Source organism: Bacillus sp. MAG717A, assembly GCF_036884855.1.
GTDB lineage: Bacteria > Bacillota > Bacilli > Bacillales > Bacillaceae > Bacillus > Bacillus safensis.
In genome coordinates this window covers 1,002,772-1,025,884 of record NZ_CP145733.1, presented here as the reverse complement: position 1 = coordinate 1,025,884, position 23,113 = coordinate 1,002,772, and the positions used below count along the sequence as shown (strand labels likewise).

Here is a 23,113-nt window from a genome sequence, read left to right as displayed (position 1 = left end):
TCACTCAAATAATGTTTTAAATGATTTATAATTTTTGTTGATTGTTCTATCCCACAATTTAATCATTAAAAATAAAATGATGAATGAACAAGCAGCCATAACAGAATTTGTTAAAATAAAATATACTGTGCTATATGAGGAAATCACGGATAAAGCTAGAATGAAACCATAACAAATATTTAAAGTCAATTTACTAAGAGAACTTGGAACTTGATAAACAAATTCCCAATTAAAATAAGGAAATACAACAGTAGAACCGACAGTACAAATACCGACGAGAATGCAAGTGTTTATTAAAGTAATCATCACGTAAAAAGGCTGATCTAGTTTTAATACAAAGCTTGAAAAAATGATATATAAAATACAAAAAAACAAGTGTAATATAATAGATAAAATAATCTTGTTTTTAATTTTATTTTTCACTAAGTTAGGTAGATTCTGTTTTAAAGGAAGAATGGGGCCATCAATATCAAAAGAGACATATGGTTGTATTGCGTTCGATATAATAATCATTGGAAAAATCACACTAAAAATAAATAAAAAATCATTTTCTATATTCAATGTTTCAAGTTGATTTGTATTAACACCATAAAGAATTAGACCAAATAACCCCCCAGATATTGTTAATATAAATAATAATACTGACCATTGAATAGGAGGATTTCTCATGAGAAGTGTAATTTCATAAAACAAAATATGATTAAACTCTCTAGATGTTCTTTTTCGTTTTTCTTTTAATTCTTTTTGGGAATTAAAAATTGGTACATTACGAACATTTTTCTTCCAATTCATCAATAACAATAAGCTAATAAATGTGAAGGTTAAAATAAAATATATTGAATAACTAGATAAAGAATTTGTTAATAAATTGAATCTAAATACAGTGAAAACCCACAGTGCAATAAGGCCAGTAGTTATATAACCAATACTCGATGAAATTGAGAAAAACTTTGGGTTAGAAAGTAGCAACAAGACATGTAATCTAAGTAAGTAACCTAAAATAAAAGACGAGGCTGCCAAAGCAGCGATTGTAAAAGCTCCCTCATACCCATTTATAATTAAATTTGCTAAGTAAGACCCTAAAATGAAGAATAATACACCCACAATAGTACTGAAAAACTTACTCATATCTTTGCCGAAGATATATTGATCTAGATGAACTTTTAAAATAGCCATCTGTTTTTTATCAGTAGAGAAAAGTATTCTCATCAAACTTTTATCAATATTAACTGTAAACATAAATATAAACAGCGATAAATAGATTATTGTTAAATCCTTAACGAAAAAAGGAGTTAATATACCTAGTAATAGCGGTGTTATTATGTATAAGAAAGCAAAAAACACAAAAATGAGAGCATTATTTCGTTGGTGTCTTCTTAGATCATTGATTAACAACATTTTTGTATATGTTAAATATTTATGCATTTACAACACTTCCATTTTAAAGGTGTATAGAGAAGGCTGTTACACCTTCTCTATTAAATCTTTTTTAGAAAGAAATAGCGTATTTCACTCCGTATTTTCTAGCATAACTAATGACCAGAGAAGCAATAGCACCAAGTCCAAAAGTACCTAAGACAGCAGCAACAGCACCCACTGTACCTGCTGCATTTAGAATTGCACTAACAGAAGTTATAGCCCAGCCAGGTATTTGAGGATAGTTTGCTACTAGATTTGCAAAAGGTGTAACTGGTTCAAGAGTCAATAAAATCATAGTTGTTAAAGTTAGAGTGAAAATAAGACTCAAGCCTACAAGTGCAAAAAATCTATTTTTTAAACTCAAATCCCTAATTAACACCTCCTCTCTTGCTTATATACCCATATTATACAAAAAAAGGATATTAAATAAATGGGTTTTTGATAAAATGTGAGGAAAGATAATGAATTTACTAGAGAATTATTAGCATATAAATCGTTTTTTTAATTGATAATGACATTTCTTCAGTAACTAGCTATGAAATACAAGGTGAAAACACTAAATATATTTATTGAAATTTAATTCGGACGAAAAAAGAAGCTTTTTAGGATAATACAAGACAAGCAACAATTGATCAGACATTAAAAAAGAAAGCGGCTCTCTTTAAAGAGGCCGCTTTTTCTTATGAATTCGGTTTCTTTACCACATTCCCGCCAATCACCCCGCCAATGACCAGCACCCCTCCGAGGAAATGATACCAATCAATCGTTTCGTGTAAAATGAGAACCCCGGCGGCGACCGTGATAAACGCGGATAAATTGTTAAAGATGCTGACCTTTGCCGCTTCTAGATGCGAGAGTGCATAGTTTGATAAATACGCCGTGAGAAGCGATGAAAGAATACCTAAAAAGAGCATCGACCATACAAAGGACGCTTCTGTAAATGGGCTGAAAAACTCCGGCAATGAGCCATTGATCGAATGCCGGATAAGCGCAGCGGCATTGAAAAAGACAAAGCCAAAGAAGGTCATCACAAAGGTGAGTTCGATCACATGGAATCGTTTTGTAATCACTCTAGCAAACACACTATATGCACTGGATGACAAGGCTGAAAGTAAAATCAGCACATAGCCGATGAAGTGAGAATGCTGGACATCAATTCCCTTCATGACAAAGAGAAGCATCACCCCGCACACAGAAAGAAGGGTAAACAGCACTTGTATCCATGTCGCACGTTCCTTTAAAAACCAGGCTGCCAGCAGCATCGTTAAAATGGGAATCGTTGCTTGAATGATGCCAGCCTCTGAAGAAGATGTATACATCAATCCCCACACTTGAAAAGCAAAGAACAAAACAGGATAAAGCAAGGAAAACGGTACGATATAAATGAGATCACGCCATTGAATGGATATGCGATTCTTCTTTCGTAGAAACGGATACAGCAATAGAGCGGCTGCAAAGGAAACTGTAAAGCGGTGTGCCAATAAATCTATTGGATTTGCAGATTCTAATGCTATTTTGACAAACAAAAAGGAAAAACCAATGATAGAGGCGTATGCGATCGCGGCAGCATACGCTTTTTGTTTTGAAATATTCATAACGTGACTCCTTACATGAGCATGCATGCTTCAAATGAATTGACCGGTTCTGTTCTTCTATCGTAATCGGATCATCTAACGTGTACAATAAGAGAACATGATATCTGTACCGGTACAAGGAGGAAAAGGCGTGAGGAAATATGATCAGCTTGTCTTGAGTTTAAAAGAAAAAATGGATTCAGGGGAGTACAGCGCTGGAATGAAAATTCCCTCCATTCGCCACTTAGCGGCTCAATATGCAGTGAGTAAAAGCACTGTCATCAAAGCGCTAGACACATTGGAGCGTGAACATCTGCTGTATTCTGTAGAAAGAAGCGGCTATTATGTCGTGAAAACGAAGCAATCAGCAGGTAAGCAGGACGGCACATGGATTGATTTTGCTTCCTCTGCACCTGATCCCGTTGTGTTTCCGTATGTCGATTTTCAGCACTGCATCAACCAAGCGATCGATTTGTATCAAAACGACTTATTTATTTACGGCACAGCCAACGGTTTACCATCTCTGCTGCCAGTCATTTCAAAGCGATTAATGGATTATCAAGTGTTTGCTCAACCAGAACAGATCGTCATGACCTCTGGTATTCAGCTCGCGTTATCCATTTTAAGCACTATCCCTTTTCCGAATGGAAAACAAACCATACTAGTCGAACAGCCGGGTTATCACTTATATCTCCAATATTTAGAGAAAAATCAATTGCCTGTGCTCGGGATTCAGCGGACGGAAAAAGGGATCGATCTGATCGAATTAGAGCGTATCTTTCGAGAAGAGGAGATTCGTTTTTTCTATACGATGCCACGATTTCAAAACCCGCTTGGAACGAGTTTATCAAAGCGAGAAAAAAGAGCGATAGCAGCCCTTGCAGAGAAATATGATGTCTACATTGTTGAGGATGATTATTTAGCAGATTTAGAATTTGATACAAAAAGAGACCCTATTTATTCATATGATCAGGCAGGAAAGGTTATTTATTTGAAAAGTTTTTCGAAAATCATCTTTCCAGGGCTGCGAACAGGAGCGGTCGTCTTACCTGAAGAACTGATTACTCCTTTTAGCGAACACAAACGGCTCATTGATATCGATAGCTCCATGTTGTCTCAGGCAGCTTTAGAAATATATTTAAAAAGCGGGATGTTTGAGCGGCATAGAGACAGAATGCGGGCGAGCTATCGAAACCGCTCCAAGCAGCTCGTGGCAAGTTTAAAAAATGATCAGAGCGCTTATCAGCTGGGAGAACAGGAGCCAGCTACCCATACACATATACGTGTCGACCGGTCGATTCCAATGAACCAGCTCATTCAGCAGCTGAAAAAGGCATCTATTTCCATTCAACCAATTGACCGCCATTACTTGCAGACTTTTCAAAAGGACCCGATTCTTCAGCTCAACATCTGGCAGGTGAAAGAAGAGCAGATCACACGCGGAGTCGATCTATTAAAGACGGTATTTCAGCAAATCACGCGTTATTAAAGGCGGGACAGTACATCACTGCAAGTGAGTCTCTCAACGCTATCAGCCGCAGCAGACTTTCGTGTGCATACCGCCATTTGGTAGGTAGGATCAATTGAATATGTTTGAACAAAGCAAGGCGTTTCATGATCGGGTAATGTCAACGCAGCCTGTCCATTCTCTGAAAGACGGGCTGTAAAGGACGAAAGACCATAGGATAATCCTTTTCCAGTCAGTTTGATAAAAGCCTCCTTCATTGACCATAGATGAAAGAAATAGGCTTCCTGCCGCCCTGCCGGCTGTGAGAGTAAATCCTGATACTCATCCGCTGAAAAAAATCGCTTGGCAATCGCCAGATCAATAGGTTTGATTTCCTCAATATCAATGCCAACAGGTGCATCATCTACTGCGCAAACGACCCAATCGCCAGAATGAGATAGATTAAAATGAAAAGAAGGGAGCTGCCGGACGACAGGCTTGCCATTGCCCTCAGTTTCAAAAAGGATCTGATCCATAGGCAGATCGTACATATCATGAATCGTTTGACGAACCAGCACCTCACCTAACAAGGTTCTTCTGGCATCGATCAAAAAACGAAAGCGATCAGCCGCTGCACGCTTTTCAGATGACACAAAGAGCTTCAAACGTTCTATTTGTTGTTGTGCATTGATTTCATCTAAGTGTTGTAATTGGATAGCAAATATCTTCATAACGAACCTCTAATTTTTTACATTCATTGTACCATTGGAGAGTGACGTGCAAAAGGGTCCATTAATGTAAAAAAGACAGCGAGCCTCGCTGCTTTTATGACTGTTTCATAATGTGTACACCATTCGGATCAATTGTCTCCATTTTATCAATATCCGTCATGACCACGTCAAGCAGGGAAAGGCGTTCTCCTCTTTGCCAGTGAATGAGCTGATTCAAAGGTGATAGCAGCTGATCGACTTTAGGCGTCTGCGACAAATCAGCAGCAGCAATTGTCACAGTATGCAGCGCATCGCTTCCAGTTTCAATGACATCTGTACGCCGCTGTAATTCAAGCCTTAAACGAAGAGGTGTCGAAAGAAACGTTCTCCGTTCCCCTTCTTGGACAGGCCAGTTTAATTCTTTAGCTTGTGCAAGCAGCTGATCATATTCTTCGTTTGAGACAAGAAAGCCGATGTGATCAAACAAGACTTTTTTACTATATCCGAATGTGATATTGATCTGACCTTTTCTCATTTCGATGATTCGAAAGGTCGGCTGCTTATATCTAAAATCATCCCATGTGAGCGGGGGATGAAAGGAACCATCCTTTGTGAAACGTCCTTTTACCTCAAAGCCCAGCGAACGATACGCTTGTTCTGTCTCTTCAACAAATGGTGTCCAGTAATGATAGTGGAAAAGCTGCATGAGATCTCCAACTCCTATGTGTGAATATTCTGTTTTTTTATTTTAACACAAGAAAAGCCATTCTGATTATAGAATGGCTTGTTCTCATCTAGTAAGGGTTTGAACAGGTTTCTCTGCTGTTTTTGTAATGAGCAGCTGCAGGAGTCGTGTCGATTGCGGCAAGGAAAAACGAAGGACAAGACCTGTGAAGATCGCAGTCAAAATCGTTCCAATGCCAATCGGTCCGCCGAGCATCCATGCAAATAAAAGCACTGTTAACTCAATGCCATTTCGAACCCACTGTACGTTCAGTCCCGTTTTCGCTGAGATGAGCAGCATTAATGAATCCCTTGGCCCAGCGCCAAGATTGGCTGAGACATAAATGCCAACACCGTATCCAGAAACTACAACACCCGTAATAAATACATATAAAGCCGGTAAATACCCATGTGGTGCAGGTAATATCGCATTAAAGAAATCAATAAACACACCAATCAGCACCATATTCAGTAAAGCGCCGATCTTTGGAAATGATTTCGTGAAAATAGAAGTCAGTGTCACAATAAGTGCACCGATGATAATGGACCATTGCCCAATTGTGAGTCCAAAATGCTGAAACAGTCCGTAGTGGAAAGCGTCCCAAGGACCAATCCCAAGGATCTTCCCTTTCACTGTCAGCGATAGTCCAAAAGCTAGTACGATCAATCCAACAAAATAAAAAAACCAACGTAAAAGATGTTCCCGCTTCAAAAGCATTCCCTTCTTTCTTAAACACTCGATTTCCATCGTAACATACTCTCACACCCCTTTAAATGGCTTTGCTCAATTGTAATCGCTTACTTTTAAAAAGATGAAAAAAGGCTGTCCTCACCACGTGAGAACAGCCTTTTTTCATCATACTGGATTCAAAATCCGGTTTAAGAATTGTTTTGTCCGTTCTTCCTTTGGTCGTTTGAAGATTTCTTCCGGAGGACCTTGTTCGACGATGACGCCGCCATCAATAAAAATCACTTCGTCTGCTACTTCTTGGGCAAACTTGATTTCATGTGTGACAACCGCCATGGTCCAGCCTTCCTTCGCTAGATCCTTCATGACCTTTAAAACTTCCCCGACAAGCTCAGGGTCAAGCGCAGAGGTAGGTTCATCAAAAAGCATAAGCTCTGGCTGAATGGCAAGTGCACGGGCAATCCCGACACGCTGCTTTTGACCGCCTGAGAGCTGAAATGGATACAGGTCTTTTTTATCCTCAAGACCGACCTTTTGCAAGAGCTGAATGGCTTCTTTTCGAACCATTTCCTTTGGACGGCGCTGCACCTGGACAGGACCTTCCATTACATTTTCAAGCACTGTACGGTGAGGAAACAGGTGATAATCCTGAAACACCATTCCTGATTTACGGCGTAGCTTCAGCAGATCAGCTGATTTATTTTTTTTCGAAAAATCAATCGAGAAATCATCGAAGGTAAAGGAGCCGCCATTTGGTATTTCAAGTGCATTTAAACAGCGAAGCATCGTTGTTTTCCCAGAACCAGATGGACCGAGAATGGCCACAACCTGCCCTTTGTTGATCGAAAAATCAATCGACTTTAAAATCTCATTTTCACCAAAGGATTTCTTGAGACCTTTGACTGTTAGCATGTCGTTCCCTCCTTACCTTGCGACATATCGATCAAGTCGTTTTTCAATTTGATGCTGAACGAGCGATAGAATGAAGCAGAATACCCAATAGATGAGGGCTGCTTCCATATAAATAAACAAGATCTGATCCAAGTTCGCCGCAGCAATTTCCTGTGATTTACGGAACATCTCTGCCACGAGAATTTGGGAGGCAAGGGATGTATCCTTCACCAAACTAATGAATGAATTAGACAGCGGTGGAATCGATACACGCACAGCCTGCGGTAAAATCACGCGGACGAGCGTTTTGCGATGTGTCATTCCGATTGAATAACCAGCTTCCCATTGTCCTTTTGGAACAGACAGGACAGATGCACGGATAATTTCCGACGCATACGCACCTACGTTTAAGGAAAAAGCAATAATGGCACTTGGATATGGATCCAGTGTGATATTAAATGTCGGAAAGAAATAGAAAATAATAAACAATTGCACAAAAAGCGGCGTTCCGCGAACGGCCGACACATAGATGGAGAAAATCCATCTGAGGGCTTTAATTTTAGACATTCTCGCAAGAGCTGTCACAAGCGCGATAAAAATACCAATAATAAAGGCAATGATGGCGAGGGGAATTGTATAATAAATCCCCTGCATCACCATTGGCCAAAAAGATTGCTGAAGAAGATCCCAAGGAATGACGACTCCTAGGATGTTATTTTGTAACATCTTCACCAAACCATTTCTTAGAAATCTTAGCGAGTGTACCGTCTTTTTTCATTTCTTTTAATGCGCCATTCACTTTGTCAACGACTTCGCCGCTGCCTTTTCTGAATGCGAAATAAGTTTCTTGAGGATCTCCTGTTTCAAATGCAACTTTTAGGTTTTTGTTACCGCTTGTTTTCAAGTAATTCAATACAGCCAATTTGTCATTAAACGTCAGATCAGCACGTCCTTGCTGAATCAATTGAATGGATTGCGCAAGACCTTCGACGCCTTCGATCTTAGCACCAGCATCTGTTGCTAGTTTGTTGTAGTTACTTGTTAACGATTGTGCTGCTTTTTTACCTTTAACATCAGATAGTTTCTTGATGTCGTTGTTATCTGATTTTGTCACAACAATAGCTTGAGATGTTGTGTATTTATCAGAGAAATCGTATTGATTTTCACGGCCAGTTTTCCCAACTTGGTTCGCTACCACATCAAAACGTTTTGCATTCAGTCCAGCAAACATACTGTCCCATTGTGTTTCTTTGAATTCAGGTTTTAAGTCAAGGCGTTTTGCTACTTCAGTAATGACTTCTACATCGTAGCCAGTTAATTTATCTGTCTTTTTGTCATGGAAAGTGAAAGGAGCATAAGTACCCTCAGTTCCAATGGTTAATACACCTTTATCCTGAATGGATTTCCAAAGGTCTCCTGATTCCTTAGACCCAGATTGTTTATTCGCGTTGTCGCTTGCACCAGATCCACATGCCGTGATCAATGCAACACAAGCGCCTAAAATAATGGCAAAGAACATTTTTTTCATTTTATTCCCCACTTTTCTTGTTGGTATTTACAACATATGATCTTACAGAGAAGCAACCTAAAAGTAAAGCATTTGAAACTAGCTTGAGCGAATCTCACCAACTTTATGCCCGCAACCCATTTCTTTCAAACCTAAAAAGTCATTCAGTTTATTTGTGCGAACATTACTAAAATAAAGACTTTGAGACAGTGACCATAGGAGGAAGCATATTTATTATAAAAGATGTATAATTAGTAGGTTGTTTTGAAAATGGAATGAATCACATGGAGACATGTTTTGATAACAGAGCATCTTAGAAGAAGGAGGGCATCATTGTGGATGTTGGACAAAATCAGCCTGATCAATTGAAAAGGGCGATGACCTCCCGCCATTTATTTATGATTTCACTTGGCGGTGTCATTGGGACAGGCTTTTTCTTAGGAACGGGCTATACGATTGGACAAGCAGGGCCAGTCGGAGCCGTTCTTTCATATATTGTGGGCGGATTGATCATGTATTTAACCATGCTGTGTCTTGGGGAGCTGTCGGTTGCACTTCCTGTGTCGGGGTCGTTTCATACGTATGCGACGAAATTTGTCAGCCCGGCAGCGGGTTTTGCTGTCGGCTGGATTTATTGGCTCGGCTGGGCGGCAACGGTCGCCCTTGAGTTCTTATCAGCAGGACAGCTGATGAGGCGCTGGCTGCCGCAAGTAGATGTGTGGATTTGGTGTCTCATATTCGGACTCTGTCTTTTCTTATTAAATGCCCGGTCAGCAAAAGCGTTCGGGGAGTCGGAATTTTTCTTTTCTACCATTAAGATTATTGCCATTTTACTCTTTATTGGCGTAGGCGGAGCGGCGATGTTTGGGTTTATTGATACAACGAGCGGTGAACCCGCCCCTTACTTCAGCCATTTTGTGAATGATGGGCTGTTTCCAAATGGCCTGCTGGCCGTTGTGGTCACGATGATTACGGTGAATTTTTCGTTTCAGGGAACAGAGCTGATCGGTATTGCGGCAGGAGAAAGTGAAAACCCCGAGAAAACCGTTCCCCGTTCGATTCATCAAACCGTATGGCGTACACTTGTCTTTTTCGTCTTATCTATTTTCGTCTTAGCCGGTATGGTGCCTTGGAAGGAAGCCAGTGTGCTGCAAAGCCCATTTGTTACTGTGTTTGAGAGAACGGGCATTCCTTTTGCGGCAGACATCATGAACTTTGTCATTATCATTGCTTTATTATCTGTTGCGAACTCTGGCTTGTATGCATCGACGAGAATGCTGTATTCCTTATCGAAGGAAGGAATGGCAGGAAAAGCATTTAGACGCGTCAATCAGCGCGGCATACCGATGAATGCCTTACTGCTCACCTTCCTGTTTACAGGGATTTCGCTGTTATCTGGTTTTTTTGCAGAGAAAACGGTATTTGCCTGGATCGTGTCCATTGCCGGAATGAGTGCCCAGACAGGCTGGATCACGATTACATTATCACAGCTTCTTTTCCGTAGAAAATATTTGAAAGCAGGCGGAGAGCTGGAAAACTTAAAATTTAAAACGCCTCTTTATCCGGTGCTGCCAATCATTGCGATCACACTGAATACCATCGTGTTGGTCAGCCTTGCCTTTGATCAAGAGCAGCGCATCGGGCTATATGTCGGCGTACCGCTCATGATCATTGGATATGTTGTCTATCATCGCTATGTGAAAAAGCATCAGGCACAAAGTGAGCCGCTGAAGCTGCAAATCCATGGAGATGACGAGATCCGGTTTTAAAATCAAAAAACATTAAATTTAAGATATTTAAAAACACCTCTGATATCAATCTGAAGGTGTTTTTTTTGAAGTGATTCTGGAACTTCTCATATCAATAGAAGTACTATTTAACTGAGCTGTAGTTCTCAACTAACAACAAAAGTTAGTTCATATCCTGCTGTTTAAAATCTTGTTGTTCAAAATGTTGGAGCTTATTCTGATATCCTACGTTATTATTACCCCAAAGCTTCTCGTAATCCCATCCTGTTAGCGCTTTCAAAACACTTCTTGTTTCATCATCAGCCTGTTCCATTGAACCATTATTCTTTAACCTATTAATTTCATTAATCATAATGGAATGCGTTTTCTTAGATAATTTAAATTTAAATGAAATAACTAAACTAATCCCGACTAGCCCTACAGTTCCGAAAAACAGAATACCTACAATCCCATTTATTGCTGTCGTAGACTGTGTCGTCGCACTTGCAACGAATCCACTTTCCTGTAAAATAACTCCCACCAAGAATGTGGCTAAAGCTGTAGTACTCTTGCGTGTAAAAGTCATAATACCTGCAAATATTCCTTCTCTTCTTTTACGAGTGACCATTTCATCTACATCAGGAATGAAAGTGTAAATATTCCATGGTATATAATATAATCCACTCTTTCCGATGCCTAAGATAACAGAGAAAGCATACAGCGCTATAATCATATAAGCTGGTTGTGTGAAGTATAAAAATATATAACCACTGATACATGTAATAATAGCAGTATAAGATATTTTCAAAGATGGCGCAGGACCTATTTTAATCACGAGCCAACCAAACAATATGGTACATACCATTTGAAGTAATGAACCAATAGATAATAAATCGGCTGCAAGCACTGCATCTTTATTTAAAGAAAAAACAACAAAGTAGACAAAGACTGCGTTTAAAATATCCATGGCAGTAAACGAACAAATATACATCGTGAGGTGCTGACGGAAACTTCTAATTCTAAAAGTAGATGTTAAGTCAATGATGACTTTTTTTATGGATTCTATAGCAGGTGCTTTTTCTACACCATCAGGTTCTATCATGTCTTCTTCTATTTTACGTTCCCATGTCGTTCTATGTGTAATTAATAATGCAGCCATAAAAATAAAGGTGAAGATAATTCCATTGTAAAGAAAAACTTGAGGTGAATCTTTTCCGAATATTTCGAATAATCTGCCTGGAATAAAGGTAGCTAAAAATGTTCCTAGTCCTGAATAGATTAATCTTATTGTTGAGAGCTTGGTCCGTGCATTAAAATCATTCGTCATTTCAGCTCCAAGTGTTTCAAATGGAATTAATACCATTGCTGCAAGGAATTCTAACAAAATATAAACCGTTAAATAGTACCAGTAATTCATATCAGAAATCCAAAGAAGAGAATAAATAACCATCAAAGGGCTTCCAACTAGTAAAAAGAACCTGCGTCTTCCAAATTTTTTCCCAAGTTTTGTACGACCAAAATTGTCAGTAATATGGCCCATAATTGGGCTTGCTATCGCATCAATAATACGAGCAATTGCAATAATAGATCCTGCTTCAACAGGGGTAAGACCACAGTATGTAATGAAAAAATATAACATCCATGCGCCTATGATAGCGAATGCTCCCCCTCCAAATAAATCCATTGTTCCATAACCAATATAATTTTTGAGTGTTAGTTTCCTGTTCTCAGTCTGCATTCTTATTTCTCCTTTCCAAGCCTACTTATAAATTTAAAAAACATATAAAATAAAGATGTATGACAAGGAAAAAAATAATAATATTAAACACCTGAATACGCCATAAAACCTCCATCAACAGGAATTGTCACGCCGGTAACAAATGCTGACATATGATCATCAACAAGCCATAATAGGGTACCAAGAAGATCTTCCGGCGTACCAAACCTTCTCATTGGTGTGTTCGAAATAATCTTATGAGACCTCTCTGTATAATCTCCTTCTTCAGTTAGGAGAAGGTTTTTATTTTGTGAGGTTAAAAAGAAGCCCGGTGCAATGGCATTTACTCTAATTCCTGCCTCGGCCATATGAACAGCTAACCATTTGGTGAAATTTTCAATTGCTGCTTTTGCCGCGCTATAAGCAGGCACTTTGGTCATTGGAGAAGGGGCACTCATAGATGACATGTTGATGACAACTGCTCCCTTTCGATGAACCATATTTTTAGTGAAAATTTGTGTAGGAATGAAAGTCCCCATAAAATTTAAATCAAATACATTTTGTACACTATCTGTACTTAAATGAAAAAAAGTATTTACCTTAGGATTAGTAAGGTCGTCTGTTTGAAATATTTCATTGGTTGTATTTGCACTGGAGTGGTTACCACCAGCTCCATTGATCAATATTGTACAATTGCCTAATTCCTCTGTTACAATCTTCTCGGCTTGTTCAACACTCTCTTTATTCAGAACATCACATTTAATCGCAATCGCTTTCCCGCCCATAAGGTTAATTTCTTCGGCTACCTTTTCACCCTTTTCGACTGTTCTATTTAAAATGGCCACAGACACGCCATGTCTAGCAAGTTCCTTTGCCATGGCGCTGCAAAGTACGCCACTTCCTCCTGTTATGACAGCTACTTTACCAGCTAAATTTTTATTTTCTTGTATGTTTACCATGTAGCTTCCTCCTTTGCTTCTTTTCATACAGAATGTTTATTTTGTAAAGCATCCCAAGCTCCCCACAAATACATAATTCCAAGTGCTCTATCATAAAGACCATATCCAGGCCTGCATTGTTCATCCCATATGTGTCTTCCATGATCGGGTCTACAATAACCTTTGAATCCGCTTTCATAATAAGCGTGTATAATAGCTGAAACATCTACTGATCCATCTTTTGATCGATGCGATGTTTCAACAAAGTCCCCGTTATCATATACACGTACATTTCTTATATGAGTAAATGGGATTCTATCAATAAATTCGTGAATCATAGAAACTAAATCATTTTCTAAGTTTGCTCCTAAAGATCCTGTACAGAGCGTTATACAATGATGTGGGCTATTATTTAGTTGTAAAATTTTTCTGATGTTTTTTTGGTTAGTTACTATTCGCGGTAGACCAAAGACAGGCCAAGGTGGATCGTCAGGATGAATAGCCATTTTAATATCATGAAGTTCTGCAATTGGAATAACCTGATCTAAAAAATATTTCAAGTTGTCCCATAAATCATCGTCTGTTACATTTCTGTAGGCTTCAAAAAGGTGGTGGAGGTGATTTAACCGCTCTGGTTCCCAGCCTGGCATGGTTAAACTGGAGTTCTCACTAATTTTATTTACTAAGTCTTTCGGATCAATATCTTTAATTCGACTATGTTCATAAAATAGAGCTGTAGAGCCATCAGGAAGTGTTTTATTTAAGTCTGTACGGATCCAATCAAATACAGGCATAAAGTTATAACATATGACTTTAACACCGACCTTTGCTAGCTTCTGAATTGTTTTCTTATAATTTTCTATGTATCGATCTCTAGTTGGAAGTCCGAGCTTAATGTCTTCATGAACATTCACGCTTTCAACCACTTCAATATGAAGGTTATGTTTATCAGCTAATTTTTTCATTTCTACAATTCTTTCTAGTGGCCACTCTTCTCCTGCGGGCACATCATGCAGTGCCCAAACAATTCCTTCCACTCCTGGAATCTGCTTTATTTGTTCCAGTGTGATTGTGTCGTTTCCTTCGCCAAACCATCTAAATGTCATCCTCATCTACCATCACCCCTAAAATATAAGTAACAACCTATTTTTATTTAAAATAATTTGGATATTCTTTCTTCAATAATTCTTTATCAACAAGTGCAATTTTCAAATGCTCTTCCATGATTGTTTCAGCTTTATCAGCATCTTGATCTTGTATAGCTTTGAAGATATTTACATGTTGAGAAAAAATATTATCCCAATTATAATCTGTTACTAGCCTTAACATGCGACTCCTATTAAAGTGTACATTCATCTGTTGAATAACTAACCATGTTTTTTCTTTTTTACACCGTTTGAAAATAGTTCTATGAAACTCCTCATCTAATTCAAACATTTTTTTATAATCTTTTTTCTTAACGCAAATTTTTTGCATACTTAAATTCATATCTAAATCATTAATCAACTCTTCAGAAAATTCCTGACAGGCTAGTCTAATCACTGCCTTCTCGAGATGTTCTCGCATAAACCGTGCTTCCTCCACAAGGTTCAAATCAATTAAAGAAACAAATGTACCTCGTTGAGGGTAGATACTTAATAATCCTTCTTGAGATAATTTTAAAAAGCTTTCTCTTACAGGAGTTCGACTAACATTAAATTGAATGGATATTTCTTTTTCAGAAATATTTGTCCCAGGTGGAAGCTTCAGGCTTAATATTTGATCTTTTAGCATATTGTAAACTTGTTCCCTCGTAGAGAGGTTTTGGTTTTTAAAATCAATATTCATTATTTTAATCTCCTTTCTCTAACATACTACCATACAAGTGCATTAGAATGGTAGACACTAATTTAATTTTTCTGAATATTTATCCTGTGAGCATTTATATAACTCTTGATGAATCTAAACCATGATCAATCATAAAAGTGAGGGATATTAAAAAGAAAATTCAAAAAACTATACAAAATTCAAAAAGATTGAGTTATAATGTTTTTGATCTACCATACTAGTATAACTAGAATATTAATAGAACGAACGGTACTCTGATCTATCAGTTAGGTGAATCATTCAGTTTTTTGAAAGCGCTATCTCATTATTAGAAGTGAAAATTTATCTTCTTGCAGAAGGGAAAGATTGATATGACCAACATCGCAATTATAGGAACTGGATCTATTGCAACTGCCCATATCGAGGCTTATCTTGCAATGCCTGAAATCAGTAAAATTGTAGCTTTAGCTGATATTTATCCTGAAAAAGCAATGTCTGCAGCAACAAAATATAACTTAGAAGCACGAGTTGTCGCTAACTACCAAGAGTTATTGAATGATCCTACGATTGATGCCGTTTCCATTTGTACACCTCCTTATATGCACGCAACCATTGCCGTCGATTTTCTTAAAGCAGGCAAACATGTCTTAGTAGAAAAACCTATGGCTTCTTCTCTAAAAGAATGTGACGAAATGATAAAAGCATCTATTGAAAGCCAAAAGCTTTTATCCGTTGTTGCTCAAAACAGGTTTATGACGCCCATTATGAGATTAAAACATGTCCTTGATCAAAACCTCATTGGAAAAATCGCTCATACTCAAGTTGATTCTTTTTGGTGGCGTGGTCATAGTTACTATGATTTATGGTGGCGCGGTACATGGGAAAAAGAAGGTGGAGGTTGTACACTTAATCATGCTGTCCATCATATTGATATGTTGCAATGGATGTTAGGATTGCCGACTGACATTTTTGCAGCAACTAGTAATACCTTGCATGATAATGCAGAGGTTGAAGACCTTTCTATTGCGGTACTTCGCTATGGAAATGGCAGCTTAGCACAAGTAACCAGTTCTGTTGTTCATCATGGAGAAGAACAACAATTGATTTTTCAAGGTGAAAAAGCTAGAGTATCTGTCCCGTGGAAAGTAAATGCTCAAATAGCTAAAGAAAATGGGTTTCCTCAAGAGAAAAATGATGAGGATTTAGAAAATCGTATTCAGGAAGCTTTTAATCAGTATCCGGAATTGCTATTTGAAGGGCATAAAGGACAAATAAATAATTTTTTAATGGCTATCAAGGGTAACCAGAAGCTTTTAATTGATGGAACAGAAGGAAGAAATACACTAGAACTTATTACAGCCATCTATAAATCTGCAAACCTAGGTGTTCATGTGAAGCTTCCTCTTTTAGCAGACGATCCTTTTTACACACGTGAAGGCATGCTCGCGAACGTTAAGCATTTTTATGAAAAACAAAGCAGTGTAGAAAATTTTTCAGACGATACGATAACCGTTGGAGGAAATTACGAGAAACTATGAGTCTAACGTTATTAAATTATAAACTGGAAGCTAGCTAGAGGAGGAACAATCATGCAGAAAAGTGATGGAATGAATTATGCTCCTAAGGGAAAAAGTGCCCCTGTCGTTACAGAAGGACAATTCGTAATGGCAGCTATAGGTCTTGATCATGGACACATCTATGCAATGTGCAATGGATTAACTGAGGCTGGGGCTACATTAAAATGGGTGTATGATCATGATCAGAAAAAAGTACAAGAATTTTGTAAGGCTTATCCGGAGGTACAGGCAGCCAAAAGTGAGAAAGAAATTCTCGAAGATCCAGATGTAAGGCTCGTGGCAGGCGCAGCCATTACATCTAAACGCTGTGATTTAGGGCTGCGTGTTTTAGATCATGGTAAGCATTACTTTACGGATAAATCACCTTTTACAACGTTGGAACAATTGGAGCTTGCTCGTAAAAAAACAGCTGAAACGGGGCTTAAATGGGCTGTTTATTATAGTGAACGTTTGCACGTGGAAAGTGCCGTATTTGCTGGTCAATTGATTGAACAAGGAGCCATTGGAAAAGTGGTACAAGTTCTTGGAACTGGCCCACATCGTAGTAATGTAGAAAGCAGACCAAGCTGGTTTTTTGAAAAGGAGTATTATGGAGGTATTCTATGTGATATTGGTAGTCACCAAATTGAACAATTCCTTTACTATTCTGGCGCAAAAGATGCAAAAGTTGTACATAGTAAAGTGGGCAATTACAAACATCATCAGTATCCAGAATTGGAAGACTTCGGCGATGCTACTTTAATTGCGGATAATGGAGCTACAAACTACTTTAGAGTAGACTGGCTGACTCCTGATGGCCTTAGCACTTGGGGGGATGGGCGCACATTCATTCTTGGAACAGACGGGTATATTGAAATTCGTAAATACGTAGACATAGCAAGGGATAAAATAGGAGACCATTTATACTTAGTAAATCAACAGACAGAGCAACATTTTTCTCTAAATGGAGAAGTAGGATTCCCTTACTTTGGTGAACTTATTTTAGATTGTTTAAACGATACTGAAAATGCTATGACTCAAGAGCATACTTTTAAAGCCGCAGAACTATGTTTAATTGCACAACGAGACGCAATCTATGTAAATACGGAGTTTGAATTAAGTAAGATTTAAAAAAGTGAGGTGTTATTTTTGTTAATAACACCTTATTTCATTTAATTGAGATTTTCTAAACATAAGTATAGAGGTGACTATATTGTCTACATTCCTAAGCGAAGATATGATGCTTAATCACGAAAGTTCAAAAGTTCTTTATCATGATTACGCGAAAAATATGCCAATCTATGACTTTCATACGCATTTAATGGCTGATGACATTGCTGCTAACAAAAAATATGAAAATATGACTGATATTTGGCTGAATGGAGACCACTATAAATGGAGGGCTATGCGGTGGTTAGGTGTAGAAGAAAGATTGATCACGGGGAATGCAAGTGACAAGGAAAAATTCTTAGCTTGGGCCCAAACGGTTCCATATACAATAGGAAACCCTCTTTATCATTGGTCACATTTAGAATTAAGTCGTTATTTCAATATAAATGAGTTGTTCTCAGAAAAAAATGCACATAAAGTTTGGGATATCTGTAATGAGAGATTAAATGAAAGTAACATGTCCACAAATGGAATTTTAGAAAAATTTAATGTAAAAGTTGTATGTACGACTGATGATCCAATCGATACTTTAGAAATTCATCAAATCATACGTAAAGATGTAGGAATTACTACTAGGGTCCTACCTACATTTAGACCGGATCAAGCTTTAAATATTGAACAATCAAATTTTGTGAATTATATAGAAAAATTAGGTGAGTCAATCAACGGCGTTGTTTTAACATATGAAAACTTTATCGCTTCATTACATTCACGAATTGATTATTTTCACGCGAATGGATGCAGAATTTCTGATCATGGTTTTGAAATATTTCCTTTTTCACCAGCTACTGAACAAGAAGTGTCTTCTATATTTGTACGTGCGCTGCAAGGAAAAACACTATCCCAAGAGGATATAAATAAATTTAAAACAAACACTCTTCTTCACCTGAGTAAAAAATATCATTCTCTTCATTGGACCATGCAATTACACATAGGTGCTTTAAGGAATAATAACACACGAATGTTCAAGTTAACGGGAAAAGATAGTGGGTACGACTCTATGTCTGACTTCCACCTAGCAAGACATTTAAATGGTTTTTTGAATGAATTGGACAAAGATAACCTTTTACCTAAAACCATTATCTATAATTTAAATCCCGTTCATAATGCGATTGTGGCCTCTACTATAGGGAATTTTCAATCTTCTGATGCCAGAGCAAAAATTCAATTTGGATCCGGGTGGTGGTTTAATGATCAAAAAGACGGCATGCTAGATCAAATGAAAACATTATCTAATATAGGTTTGCTTAGCACTTTCGTAGGTATGCTTACAGACTCAAGGAGCTTTTTATCGTTCCCTCGTCATGAATATTTCAGAAGAATTTTATGCAATTTATTTGGGACTTGGATAGAAAATGGGGAGCTTCCAAGGGATTACGAATTTATAGGGAAAATAGTCAAAGATATTTGTTATCACAATGCCGTGAATTATTTTAATATTGAAATAAATGAGACAGTACCAATGAAAACGAATGAATCATGCAGTAAGATATAAAATTTCTATATGAAGGATGATTATCAATAAAGTGAAAAACTGGACATGATGTACTCATGTCCAGTTTTTTATTAATGAACGCCTTTCATCGCTTTCTTAATCACTGGTGTCAGTAATAGCATCACAACGCATAAAACGATGGCCAGCAATCCGATGATACCGAAATAGACGGTTTCTGGCACTTTATCAAACAGTTTGACTACTTGCGCATTGATCGCCTGTGCCATCGCATTTGAAAGGAACCAAAGGCTCATCGTTTGCGCTGAGAAGGCAGCAGGTGCGAGCTTTGTTGTCGCTGACAGTCCAACTGGTGATAGGCAGAGCTCTCCGATCACGACGAGGAAGAAGCTCAGAACGAGCCATAATGGGCTCACAAGTGTGTTCGGACCGGACATGTATGCAGGAATGATCATGATGATGAAGGATAACCCTGCAAACAGAAGGCCGAGTGAGAATTTAATCGGGGTAGACGGCTGTTTCTTCCCAAGTCTGACCCATAACCAAGCAAAGACTGGAGACAGCAGCACAATAAAGATTGGGTTCAATGATTGGAACCATGAAGACGCTAGTGTCATCCCAAGGAAATTCAAGTTTGTTCGTTGATCTGCATATGTCGCTAAAATGTTTGAGCCTTGTTCTTGAATCGCCCAGAACATCACGGCAGCAAGGAACAATGGAATATAAGCGAGAACCCTGGATTGCTCCACTGCACTCGTCTTTTTACTGAAATACATGACAATGAAATAAACAATCGGAATGAGTACACCAAGGGCACTGACAAACCAAGTGAATAGATTAATTGTGAGCGCGCCTGTTTGAATGCCAATGACAGCAAAAACTGCGAGCAAAATCACAACCAATGATCCGTAAATTTTGAAGTTCTTACGTTCGGCAGCTGATAATGGATTTGTCACATAAGTGCCGGCAAGACCAAGGTTCGGTTTTTTTGTGACTACAAATGTAATGAGTCCAACAAGCATCCCAACGGCAGCGAGTGAGAACCCGAGGTGGAAATTCACTTTTTGACCGAGTGTTCCGACAATTAATGGGGAGATAAAGCCACCCATGTTGATCCCCATGTAGAAAATACTAAATCCAGAGTCCCTACGTGGATCTGTTTTTGTATACAGGTCACCAACAATGTTTGAAACGTTTGGCTTAAGAAGACCTGTCCCAATAATAATCAGTCCCATACTAATAAAGAGCGCTGTTGCTCCGCTTGGCAAAGCCAAAATCACGTGGCCAAGCATAATGAAAACTCCGCCATAAAACACCGTACTGGACGAACCAAATACCCGGTCGGCGAGCCATCCGCCAATAACTCCTGACATATAGACAAGCGCACCGTAGACAGACATGATCGAATTGGCTGTCGTCTGGTCAAAGCCTAGACCGCCTTTTGTCACCTCTGTGTACATATAATAAATAAGCAGTGCGCGCATGCCATAATAGGAGAAACGCTCCCAAAATTCAGTGAAAAACAGTGTGTAAAGTCCTTTTGGATGTCCAAAAAACCCTTTTTGAGGAACACTTTTAACAATTTTATCATGGTCAATTGTAGACATGGCATAGATCCTTTCTTAAAAAAAGAGATATGAGAAAAATGATATTCTTGTATAGTTCTTGTGTCAATATAAAACTATTCTAAAACAGGAAAATGTTAGTTCAATAGGCTTAAAGACTCAAAAAGATGGAAAATTCATTGAAGTGAAAATTATCGGAAAGTTATTCCGGAAGAATTTATTTAAAATTTGAAGTAATGTACAAGCAAACCTTTAACACATGCATAGGATGACGAGAGAACATGTGTGAAAAGGAGTGATTTAGGTTGGGGGAATTGAATGAAGCTGATCTAAAAAAACCTGTTGTCAATGTACTAGATTTTGGCGTGATTGCTGACGGGAAAACGGATTGCACAGCCAAGCTCAATGAATGTTTAGAATGGACAAAAGCACAAGGGTATTCCCATGTCTGGCTGCCGAGCGGCACATATTTAATAGATGCGGTGTATAGAGGTGATTCATTTTTTCCTTTCCGAGGTGCAGGTATACGGGTGCCAAGTCATATATGCATTGAGATGGCGTCAGACGCTGTGATAAAGGTAAAACCAAATGATTCATGGGGGTATGCAGCCTTTTATATAGGAAAGGTTCAGAATGTGACCATCCGAGGCGGACGTATTGAAGGGGATCGTCATGAGCATGTATACAAGCCGCTCCCCTCTGAACGAAAAACCCATGAATGGGGCTTTGGGGTGTGCATTGAAGGTGCCTCCCATGTCGAGGTGAATCATGTCCACATAAAAAATTGTACGGGAGACGGCATTATTGTCAGTCCCCATGGTTTACTGACAGAGGGTGAACCATACTCGCCTGCTGCATCTATTGATATTTCTGGCTGCACCATCACAGATTCGAGACGCAACAATATTTCGATTACAGGCTGTGATGGGGTCATTGTGGAGGACTGTCTCTTGGAAAGAGCAGGAGTAAATGGGGTCGAGCCAAGAATGGGCATTGATATTGAAGGCTATGGAGAAAATGCCGTTAATATGGAAGAACCGCTGAATATTCAGATTCGAAACAACATCGTCAGAGGAGGTGCTGCGAGCTCCATCTATAACTTTAACGGTTATGGTGTGATCATTGAAGGCAATCATACAGATAGCAGTATCTCCTACGGCTTCTCCACCGAAACGATCATTGCCAACAATTTGATTCGTGCAGTAGGAGGAGGTGTTACAAAAGCAGGGATTACGAGCTTAGGTGTCTCACTTGGTCAAACGGAAAACAATGTGATTATTATTGGCAATATGATTGAGGGGTTTGAAAAAGGGATTGACGTGAGGGGAGACAGCGTACACATTACGGGTAATAAAATTAGTCTTTTTGAAGATGCGGCTGTGTCCGTTTATATGGCGAATCGTATTCTAATAGAAGGAAACCATATTGAATCAGGAACGAATACCGGAAAAAGGAGCGCCTCGCTGCGTATCTATCAATCGGATAGTGTCGTCTTTTCAAACAATACGGTCTATTCTGTTATCGATGCGGCCGTGGTGAGAGGAACGAATATCCTCATCCAGCACAATCAATTCAAAGAATTCAGCAGAGGAATCTGGGTGCAGGAAGGGGAAGCGGGGATCAACGGCAACCACTTTATTCAAGAAGGACACCCGGAGCTAGATTCTTCCTATACGATCAGTGTCACCGGAAATGCAAAGGCTTTCATCTGGCAGAATCGCTTTAAAAACTATCAAAACTACGCTGTATACAGCAGCACGACAGGGGCATTAGAAATTAAAGACAATTCCTTTGAAGAAACATCCTTATATGTGGTGATGTATATTAAAAATGGTTCACCACAAATTGGAGATAACCGCTTCTATTTGAATCGATCGATCGGACAGCCGACAGCGATCTTTATTGACCAGGCTTCGTCAGCTCGTGTGCTACGCAATAACATCATCAATCTATCTCCTCAAAAAGCGATTGCCGTCCGCACCGCAAATTCCACTCATTCTGTCATCGCTCACAACATGCTGGAACGCAGTCAATTGTTGACACATACCACAGACCGGCTCATCGGAAATATTGAGATTGATACACCGTCATGAGCGTTTGAAATCCCTTATTTTGGAGGTTCAGAAGGCGGTTGACAATCCTGTAAAAAGGGCATATAGTAATAATTATTTTTCATTTTTCGCAACATTTGCCCTTTTTTTATTAATAAAACCGATTAATTC

General features: G+C 38.7%; 20 protein-coding genes. 6 read left to right on the top strand and 14 right to left on the bottom strand.

Annotated elements, in window-relative coordinates; genetic code table 11:
* The 3 genes from V6Z54_RS05395 to V6Z54_RS05385 all read right to left on the bottom strand — a co-directional run bounded on the left by V6Z54_RS05395 (nt 1) and on the right by V6Z54_RS05385 (nt 3,014).
* Nucleotides 1-1,425 (bottom strand): hypothetical protein, encoded by a 1,425-nt coding sequence (locus V6Z54_RS05395; RefSeq protein ID WP_041089039.1) that lies wholly within the window; start codon nt 1,423-1,425, stop codon nt 1-3.
* A gap of 64 nt (nt 1,426-1,489) precedes the next feature.
* Nucleotides 1,490-1,783 (bottom strand): hypothetical protein, encoded by a 294-nt coding sequence (locus tag V6Z54_RS05390; protein ID WP_269103829.1) that lies wholly within the window; start codon nt 1,781-1,783, stop codon nt 1,490-1,492.
* 316 nt (nt 1,784-2,099) lie between these two features.
* Nucleotides 2,100-3,014 (bottom strand): DMT family transporter, encoded by a 915-nt coding sequence (locus tag V6Z54_RS05385; protein WP_269103828.1) that lies wholly within the window; start codon nt 3,012-3,014, stop codon nt 2,100-2,102.
* A 130-nt stretch (nt 3,015-3,144) separates the two neighbouring features.
* On the opposite strand from V6Z54_RS05385, the gene V6Z54_RS05380 reads away from it, so the two are divergent.
* Entirely contained in the window at nt 3,145-4,482 is a 1,338-nt protein-coding gene (locus tag V6Z54_RS05380; protein WP_338527786.1) for a PLP-dependent aminotransferase family protein, read from the top strand.
* On the opposite strand, the gene V6Z54_RS05375 is transcribed toward V6Z54_RS05380, so the two are convergent.
* The 6 genes from V6Z54_RS05375 to tcyA all read right to left on the bottom strand — a co-directional run bounded on the left by V6Z54_RS05375 (nt 4,479) and on the right by tcyA (nt 8,980).
* Entirely contained in the window at nt 4,479-5,171 is a 693-nt protein-coding gene (locus tag V6Z54_RS05375) for a 4'-phosphopantetheinyl transferase superfamily protein (protein WP_269103826.1), read from the bottom strand. The two genes, V6Z54_RS05380 and V6Z54_RS05375, sit on opposite strands and share 4 nt — an antisense overlap.
* 94 nt (nt 5,172-5,265) lie before the next feature.
* Complete coding sequence (locus tag V6Z54_RS05370) at nt 5,266-5,856, bottom strand: hypothetical protein (RefSeq protein WP_126682196.1); 591 nt, start codon at nt 5,854-5,856, stop codon at nt 5,266-5,268.
* Between the two features lie 84 nt (nt 5,857-5,940).
* Nucleotides 5,941-6,585 (bottom strand): YitT family protein, encoded by a 645-nt coding sequence (locus V6Z54_RS05365; RefSeq protein WP_041089049.1) that lies wholly within the window; start codon nt 6,583-6,585, stop codon nt 5,941-5,943.
* A 144-nt stretch (nt 6,586-6,729) separates the two neighbouring features.
* Nucleotides 6,730-7,473 carry an amino acid ABC transporter ATP-binding protein gene (locus tag V6Z54_RS05360; protein ID WP_041089051.1) on the bottom strand — a complete coding sequence of 248 codons (744 nt, stop codon included), beginning with the start codon at nt 7,471-7,473 and terminating at the stop codon, nt 6,730-6,732.
* Between the two features lie 12 nt (nt 7,474-7,485).
* Nucleotides 7,486-8,178 (bottom strand): amino acid ABC transporter permease, encoded by a 693-nt coding sequence (locus V6Z54_RS05355; RefSeq protein WP_024424286.1) that lies wholly within the window; start codon nt 8,176-8,178, stop codon nt 7,486-7,488.
* Nucleotides 8,165-8,980, bottom strand: coding sequence for a cystine ABC transporter substrate-binding lipoprotein TcyA (gene tcyA, locus V6Z54_RS05350; RefSeq protein WP_039176473.1), 816 nt, complete (start codon nt 8,978-8,980; stop codon nt 8,165-8,167). The genes V6Z54_RS05355 and tcyA overlap by 14 nt, the downstream gene beginning before the upstream one ends.
* Nucleotides 8,981-9,294: 314 nt before the next feature.
* On the opposite strand from tcyA, the gene V6Z54_RS05345 reads away from it, so the two are divergent.
* Entirely contained in the window at nt 9,295-10,728 is a 1,434-nt protein-coding gene (locus V6Z54_RS05345) for an amino acid permease (RefSeq protein WP_269103825.1), read from the top strand.
* A gap of 142 nt (nt 10,729-10,870) precedes the next feature.
* Here V6Z54_RS05345 and V6Z54_RS05340 read toward each other — a convergent pair whose 3' ends face one another.
* The 4 genes from V6Z54_RS05340 to V6Z54_RS05325 all read right to left on the bottom strand — a co-directional run bounded on the left by V6Z54_RS05340 (nt 10,871) and on the right by V6Z54_RS05325 (nt 15,168).
* On the bottom strand, nt 10,871-12,424 hold the full coding sequence (locus V6Z54_RS05340) for an MFS transporter (RefSeq protein ID WP_269103824.1): 1,554 nt from the start codon (nt 12,422-12,424) through the stop codon (nt 10,871-10,873).
* A gap of 83 nt (nt 12,425-12,507) precedes the next feature.
* The gene (locus V6Z54_RS05335; protein ID WP_039176481.1) at nt 12,508-13,362 is read right to left on the bottom strand and encodes an SDR family oxidoreductase; all 855 of its coding nucleotides are present in this window, start codon (nt 13,360-13,362) and stop codon (nt 12,508-12,510) included.
* 23 nt (nt 13,363-13,385) lie between these two features.
* Nucleotides 13,386-14,453 (bottom strand): mannonate dehydratase, encoded by a 1,068-nt coding sequence (uxuA, locus tag V6Z54_RS05330; protein WP_039176484.1) that lies wholly within the window; start codon nt 14,451-14,453, stop codon nt 13,386-13,388.
* A gap of 37 nt (nt 14,454-14,490) precedes the next feature.
* A complete protein-coding gene (locus V6Z54_RS05325; RefSeq protein WP_269103823.1) occupies nt 14,491-15,168 on the bottom strand; it encodes a GntR family transcriptional regulator in 678 nt (225 codons plus the stop codon).
* Between the two features lie 350 nt (nt 15,169-15,518).
* Here V6Z54_RS05325 and V6Z54_RS05320 point away from each other — a divergent pair, with 350 nt between their 5' ends.
* From V6Z54_RS05320 to uxaC, 3 genes are all read left to right on the top strand, one after another.
* Entirely contained in the window at nt 15,519-16,685 is a 1,167-nt protein-coding gene (locus V6Z54_RS05320; protein WP_269103822.1) for a Gfo/Idh/MocA family oxidoreductase, read from the top strand.
* Between the two features lie 51 nt (nt 16,686-16,736).
* Entirely contained in the window at nt 16,737-17,834 is a 1,098-nt protein-coding gene (locus V6Z54_RS05315) for a Gfo/Idh/MocA family oxidoreductase (RefSeq protein WP_041089064.1), read from the top strand.
* Between the two features lie 82 nt (nt 17,835-17,916).
* Nucleotides 17,917-19,368: a glucuronate isomerase gene (uxaC, locus tag V6Z54_RS05310; RefSeq protein WP_075610878.1), complete on the top strand. Its 1,452-nt coding sequence runs from the start codon at nt 17,917-17,919 to the stop codon at nt 19,366-19,368.
* A 71-nt stretch (nt 19,369-19,439) separates the two neighbouring features.
* Here uxaC and V6Z54_RS05305 read toward each other — a convergent pair whose 3' ends face one another.
* Nucleotides 19,440-20,933 carry a peptide MFS transporter gene (locus V6Z54_RS05305; RefSeq protein ID WP_024425520.1) on the bottom strand — a complete coding sequence of 498 codons (1,494 nt, stop codon included), beginning with the start codon at nt 20,931-20,933 and terminating at the stop codon, nt 19,440-19,442.
* A 263-nt stretch (nt 20,934-21,196) separates the two neighbouring features.
* Here V6Z54_RS05305 and V6Z54_RS05300 point away from each other — a divergent pair, with 263 nt between their 5' ends.
* The gene (locus V6Z54_RS05300) at nt 21,197-22,984 is read left to right on the top strand and encodes a right-handed parallel beta-helix repeat-containing protein (protein ID WP_075610879.1); all 1,788 of its coding nucleotides are present in this window, start codon (nt 21,197-21,199) and stop codon (nt 22,982-22,984) included.
* Nucleotides 22,985-23,113 lie beyond the last annotated feature (129 nt).